The sequence below is a fragment of the Streptomyces sp. NPDC004629 genome (assembly GCF_042873595.1).
Classification (GTDB): Bacteria; Actinomycetota; Actinomycetes; order Streptomycetales; family Streptomycetaceae; genus Streptomyces.
On record NZ_JBIALO010000004.1, the window covers coordinates 1 to 5,346 of the forward strand.

Genomic DNA, 5,346 nt, shown 5'->3' on the forward strand with positions numbered 1-5,346 from the left:
TTCTTCCTGCCCTGAGGCCTTGTCCGGTCCTTACGGATCTCGAAGTCCATCGCACCCCTTGAACTGGGGTGTTGCAACGACTCCTAGAACCCAAGCAGTTCCCCGCGCCCCTTTGGGGTGGGATCTGCCGTTGGTTGTCTGCGGCGGCGTTGTGGCTGGGCGCACCCGTGCGGCGGAGCCGCATATCGATACAGCCCCGCGCCCCTTTGGGGCGGGTGCCCGTACCCCCCGGCGGGGGGTACGGGCACCCGGAACGGTCGGTGTGCCGCTATGCCGGGACGTCGGCTACGCCCGGTGCCAGGAACCGCTTGCCGTTGACGCGCTCGGAGACGCCCTCGCGGTCCAGGTACGGCGTGATGCCGCCCAGGTGGAAGGGCCAGCCGGCGCCCGTGATGAGACAGAGGTCGATGTCCTGGGCCTCGGCGACGACGCCCTCGTCGAGCATGAGCCCGATCTCCTGCGCCACCGCGTCCAGCACCCGGGCCCGCACCTGCTCCTCGGTCAGGACGACGTCGCCCTGCTTCAGGAGCGCGGCGACCTCGGGGTCCAGCTCCGGCTTGCCGCTGTCGTAGACGTAGAAGCCGCGCTTGCCGGCCTTGACGACGGCCGCGAGGTTCGTGGAGACCGTGAAGCGGTCCGGGAACGCCCTGTTGAGGGTCTCCGAGACATGCAGGCCGATCGCCGGGCCGACCAGCTCCAGGAGAACGAGCGGGGACATCGGCAGGCCCAGCGGCTCCACCGCCTTCTCCGCGACCTCGACCGGCGTGCCCTCGTCGATGACGTTCTGGATCTCGCCCATGAAGCGGGTGAGGATGCGGTTGACGACGAACGCCGGGGCGTCCTTGACCAGGACCGCGGTCTTCTTCAGCTTCTTGGCCACCGCGAAGGCGGTCGCCAGCGACGCGTCGTCCGTCTGTTCGCCGCGCACGATCTCCAGCAGCGGCAGGACCGCGACCGGGTTGAAGAAGTGGAAGCCCACGACCCGCTCGGGGTGCTTCAGCTTCGACGCCATCTCCGTGACGGACAGCGAGGAGGTGTTGGTGGCGAGGACGGCGTGCTCCGGTGCGACCGCCTCGACCTCCGCGAACACCTGCTGCTTGACGCCGATCTCCTCGAACACCGCCTCGATGACGAAGTCGGCGTCCGCGAAGCCCGCTGCCTTGTCCAGGACGCCGGTGACCAGCGCCTTGAGCCGGTTGGCCTTGTCCTTGTTGATGCGGCCCTTGCCGAGCAGCTTCTCGATCTCGCCGTGGACGTAGCCCACGCCCTTGTCGACGCGCTCCTGGTCGATGTCCGTGAGGACGACGGGCACTTCGAGACGGCGCAGGAAGAGCAGGGCGAGCTGCGAGGCCATCAGACCGGCGCCCACGACACCGACCTTGGTGACCGGACGGGCCAGGTTCTTGTCGGGGGCGCCCGCCGGGCGCTTGCCACGCTTTTGCACCAGGTTGAACGCGTAGAGACCGGCCCGCAGTTCGCCGCCCATGATCAGGTCGGCGAGCGCCCGGTCCTCGGCGTCGAAGCCCTGCTGGAGGTCGCCGTCCTTGGCGGCGGCGATGATGTCGAGGGCGCGGTAGGCGGCCGGCGCCGCGCCGTGCACCTTGCCGTCGGCGAGGAAGCGGCCCCGGGCGACGGCCTGGTCCCAGGCATCGCCGCGGTCGATCACCGGGCGCTCCACCTCGATCTCGCCCTTGATCACCTGGGCCGTCCAGACCAGCGACCGCTCCAGGAAGTCGGCGCCCTCGAAGATCGCGTCGGCGATGCCCAGGTCGAAGACCTGCCGGCCCTTCAGCTGCTTGTTCTGGTTGAGGCTGTTCTCGATGATGACCGAGACCGCCTTGTCGGCGCCGATCAGGTTCGGCAGCAGGGTGCAGCCGCCCCAGCCCGGCACGAGGCCCAGGAACACCTCGGGCAGCGAGAAGGCGGGGACGGCCTGGGACACCGTGCGGTAGGAGCAGTGCAGGCCGACCTCGACGCCGCCGCCCATGGCGGCACCGTTGTAGTAGGCGAAGGTCGGCACGGCGAGGTGGGCGAGGCGCTTGAACACCTCGTGGCCGCCCTTGCCGATGGCGAGCGCGTCCTCGTGCTTCGTCAGCAGCTCGATGCCCTTGAGGTCGGCACCGACCGCGAAGATGAACGGCTTGCCGGTGATGCCGACGCCGACGATCTCGCCGTCCGCGGCCTCCTTGTCGACCTGGTCGAGCGCGGTGTTCAGGTTCGCCAGCGAGGCCGGGCCGAAGGTGGTCGGCTTGGTGTGGTCCAGGCCGTTGTCCAGCGTGATCAGCGCGAAGCGGCCGGCGCCGGACGGCAGGTCGAGGTGGCGCACATGCGCCTGCGTGACGACCTCGTCGGGGAACAGCTCGGCCGCACCCTTCAACAGATCCGCGGTGGTGCTCACTTGTCCCCCTCGAAGTGCGGGTTCTCCCAGACGACGGTGGCGCCCATGCCGAAGCCGACGCACATCGTGGTCAGGCCGTAGCGGACGTGCGGCTGCTCCTCGAACTGGCGGGCCAGCTGTGTCATCAGCCGGACGCCGGAGGAGGCCAGCGGGTGGCCGAAGGCGATGGCGCCGCCGTACTGGTTGACGCGCTCGTCGTCGTCCGCGATGCCGTAGTGGTCGAGAAAGGCCAGGACCTGGACGGCGAAGGCCTCGTTGATCTCGAACAGGCCGATGTCGGAGATGGACAGGCCCGCCTTGGCGAGGGCCTTCTCCGTGGCCGGAATCGGGCCGTAGCCCATGACCTCCGGCTCGACGCCCGCGAAGGCGTACGAGACGAGGCGCATCCTGACCGGCAGGTCGTGCTCGCGGGCGAAGTCCTCGGCGGCGATGATCGAGGCGGTGGCGCCGTCGTTCAGTCCGGCCGCGTTGCCGGCGGTGACCCGGCCGTGCACCCGGAACGGCGTCTTCAGGTTCGCCAGGTTCTCCAGCGTGGTGCCGGGGCGCATCGGCTCGTCGGCGGTGACCAGACCCCAGCCGGTCTCGCCCGCGTCCGGGGTGGTGCGGCGCACCGAGATCGGCACCAGGTCCTGCTGGATCCTGCCGTTGGCGTACGCCTTGGCGGCCTTCTCCTGCGAGCGCACCGCGTACGCGTCGGCGCGCGGCTTGGTCAGGTGCGGGAAGCGGTCGTGCAGGTTCTCCGCGGTCATGCCCATGAACAGGGCGGACTCGTCGACCAGCTTCTCGGAGACGAAGCGCGGGTTCGGGTCCACGCCCTCGCCCATCGGGTGGCGGCCCATGTGCTCCACACCGCCGGCGATGACGGCGTCGTACGCGCCGAAGGCGATCGAACCGGCGGTGGTGGTGACGGCGGTCAGCGCGCCGGCGCACATCCGGTCGATCGAGTAGCCGGGCACGGACTGGGGGAGACCGGCGAGGATGCCGGCCGTGCGGCCCAGGGTCAGGCCCTGGTCGCCGATCTGCGTGGTCGCGGCGATGGCGACGTCGTCGATCTGCTTCGGGTCCAGACCGGGGTTGCGGCGCAGCAGCTCCCGGATCGACTTCACGATGAGGTCGTCGGCGCGGGTCTCGTGGTAGATGCCCTTCGGACCCGCCTTGCCGAACGGGGTGCGGACGCCGTCGACGAAGACGACGTCCCTGACGGTACGAGGCACGATGGCTCTCCTCCAGGGTGCGGGATGGCACTGCCGCGCGACGCTGAGCGTGCGCTCAGAACCCATGCTACTTATGAGTAACGTGACTGCCCAGTCCCGCAGGCGACAGCGGTGAAGGTCACACCATCGGCGGCACCGCGGACCGTTCCGTCCCGGGATCTTGGCCTGATCTCGACGTCGCTGTTTCCGGCGTTCCCGGCGTTCCCGGCGTTCCCGGCGTTCCCGGTGTTCCGGCGTTCCCAGCTCCCGGCGTTCCCGGGGCGCGAGCGGATGAGCCGCACCCGGCGGTGGCTAGGAGGGGCTCTGGCCGCCCTGCGCCCCGGCCAAGAGCGCGGCCACGAGCGCGGGAGTCACCTGCTCGATCTGCCACGGTCTCGCCCCGTACCCGGCGAGGGCCGCGGCCACGGAGTCCTCGCCGGTGGGCTTGGGCGGCTCCCAGCACAGCCGCCGCACGGTGTCCGGTGCGATCAGGTTCTCCTGCGGCAGGCCGAGCCGTTCGGCCAGTGCCGAGACCGCGGCGCGGGCCGCGGACAGCCGGGCGGCGGCGGCCGGGTCCTTGTCGGCCCAGGCCCGCGGCGGGGGCGGCCCGGTGACCGGCTGCCCCGGCTGCGGCAGCGCCACCTCGGGCAGCGCCCTGGCCCGGTCCACCGCGGCCTGCCACTGCTCCAGCTGGCGCCGCCCGGTCCGATGGCCGAATCCATTCAGTGCCGCGAGCGCGTGCGCCGTGCCCGGCAGGGCGAGCGCCGCCTCCACGATGGCCGCGTCGCTGAGCACCTTGCCCGGCGACACGTCCCGTCGCTGCGCGATCCGGTCCCGCGTCTGCCACAGCTCGCGCACCACGGCGAGCTGGCGCCGGCGCCGCACCTTGTGCATGCCGGACGTGCGCCGCCAGGGCTCCTTGCGGGGCTCGGGCGGCGGCGCCGAGGCGATCGCGGCGAACTCCTGCAGGGCCCAGTCCAGCTTGCCCTGCCGGTCCAGCTCCTTCTCCAGCGCGTCGCGCAGGTCGATGAGCAGTTCCACGTCCAGGGCGGCGTAGCGCAGCCACGGCTCGGGCAGCGGCCGGGTGGACCAGTCGACGGCCGAGTGGCCCTTCTCCAGGACGAAGCCCAGGACGCCCTCGACCATCGCGCCGAGGCCGACCCGCGGGAACCCGGCGAGCCGGCCCGCGAGTTCCGTGTCGAACAGGCGGCTTGGCACCATGCCTATGTCACGCAGGCACGGCAGGTCCTGGGTGGCGGCGTGCAGCACCCACTCGGCACCGGCCAGCGCCTCGCCCAGCCCGGACAGGTCGGGGCAGGCGACCGGGTCGATCAGCGCGGTCCCCGCGCCCGCGCGGCGCAGCTGCACCAGATAGGCCCGCTGGCCGTAGCGGTAGCCGGAGGCGCGCTCGGCGTCGACGGCGACGGGGCCGGTGCCCGCGGCGAAGGCGGCGACCGTCGCGGCCAGCGCGGACTCGTCGGCGATCACGGGGGGAACGCCCTCACGCGGTTCGAGCAAAGGGATCGGCGCCCCCGCCGCAGAAGATCCGCCGTCGTCCGGAGGGGTCCCTCCGGTGGTGCGCAGTGGCATGTCTGCTGCGGTCTCTTGGGCGTCGGTCACCTGTCAAGGGTATCCGTGTATCGAAGGCGCCCCGCGGCCGGAACGTGCCGCGGCCGGGGGCCGGGGGGGGGGAAAAAATCAAGGCGGGTGGGAGACAAAGGAGAAAAAGACCCCAAACGCGGGGGGCCCCCCCCC

The 5,346-nt window shown here is 71.5% G+C and carries 3 protein-coding genes; all 3 read right to left on the reverse strand.

The window, feature by feature from the left end; all coding sequences use genetic code 11:
* Positions 1–268: 268 nt before the first annotated feature.
* The 3 genes from ACFYTE_RS07040 to ACFYTE_RS07050 all read right to left on the reverse strand — a co-directional run bounded on the left by ACFYTE_RS07040 (position 269) and on the right by ACFYTE_RS07050 (position 5,211).
* Positions 269–2,398 carry a 3-hydroxyacyl-CoA dehydrogenase NAD-binding domain-containing protein gene (locus ACFYTE_RS07040; RefSeq protein ID WP_388705961.1) on the reverse strand — a complete coding sequence of 710 codons (2,130 nt, stop codon included), beginning with the start codon at positions 2,396–2,398 and terminating at the stop codon, positions 269–271.
* Complete coding sequence (locus tag ACFYTE_RS07045; RefSeq protein ID WP_388705963.1) at positions 2,395–3,612, reverse strand: thiolase family protein; 1,218 nt, start codon at positions 3,610–3,612, stop codon at positions 2,395–2,397. The genes ACFYTE_RS07040 and ACFYTE_RS07045 overlap by 4 nt, the downstream gene beginning before the upstream one ends.
* A gap of 291 nt (positions 3,613–3,903) precedes the next feature.
* A complete protein-coding gene (locus ACFYTE_RS07050; protein ID WP_388705965.1) occupies positions 3,904–5,211 on the reverse strand; it encodes an HRDC domain-containing protein in 1,308 nt (435 codons plus the stop codon).
* Positions 5,212–5,346 lie beyond the last annotated feature (135 nt).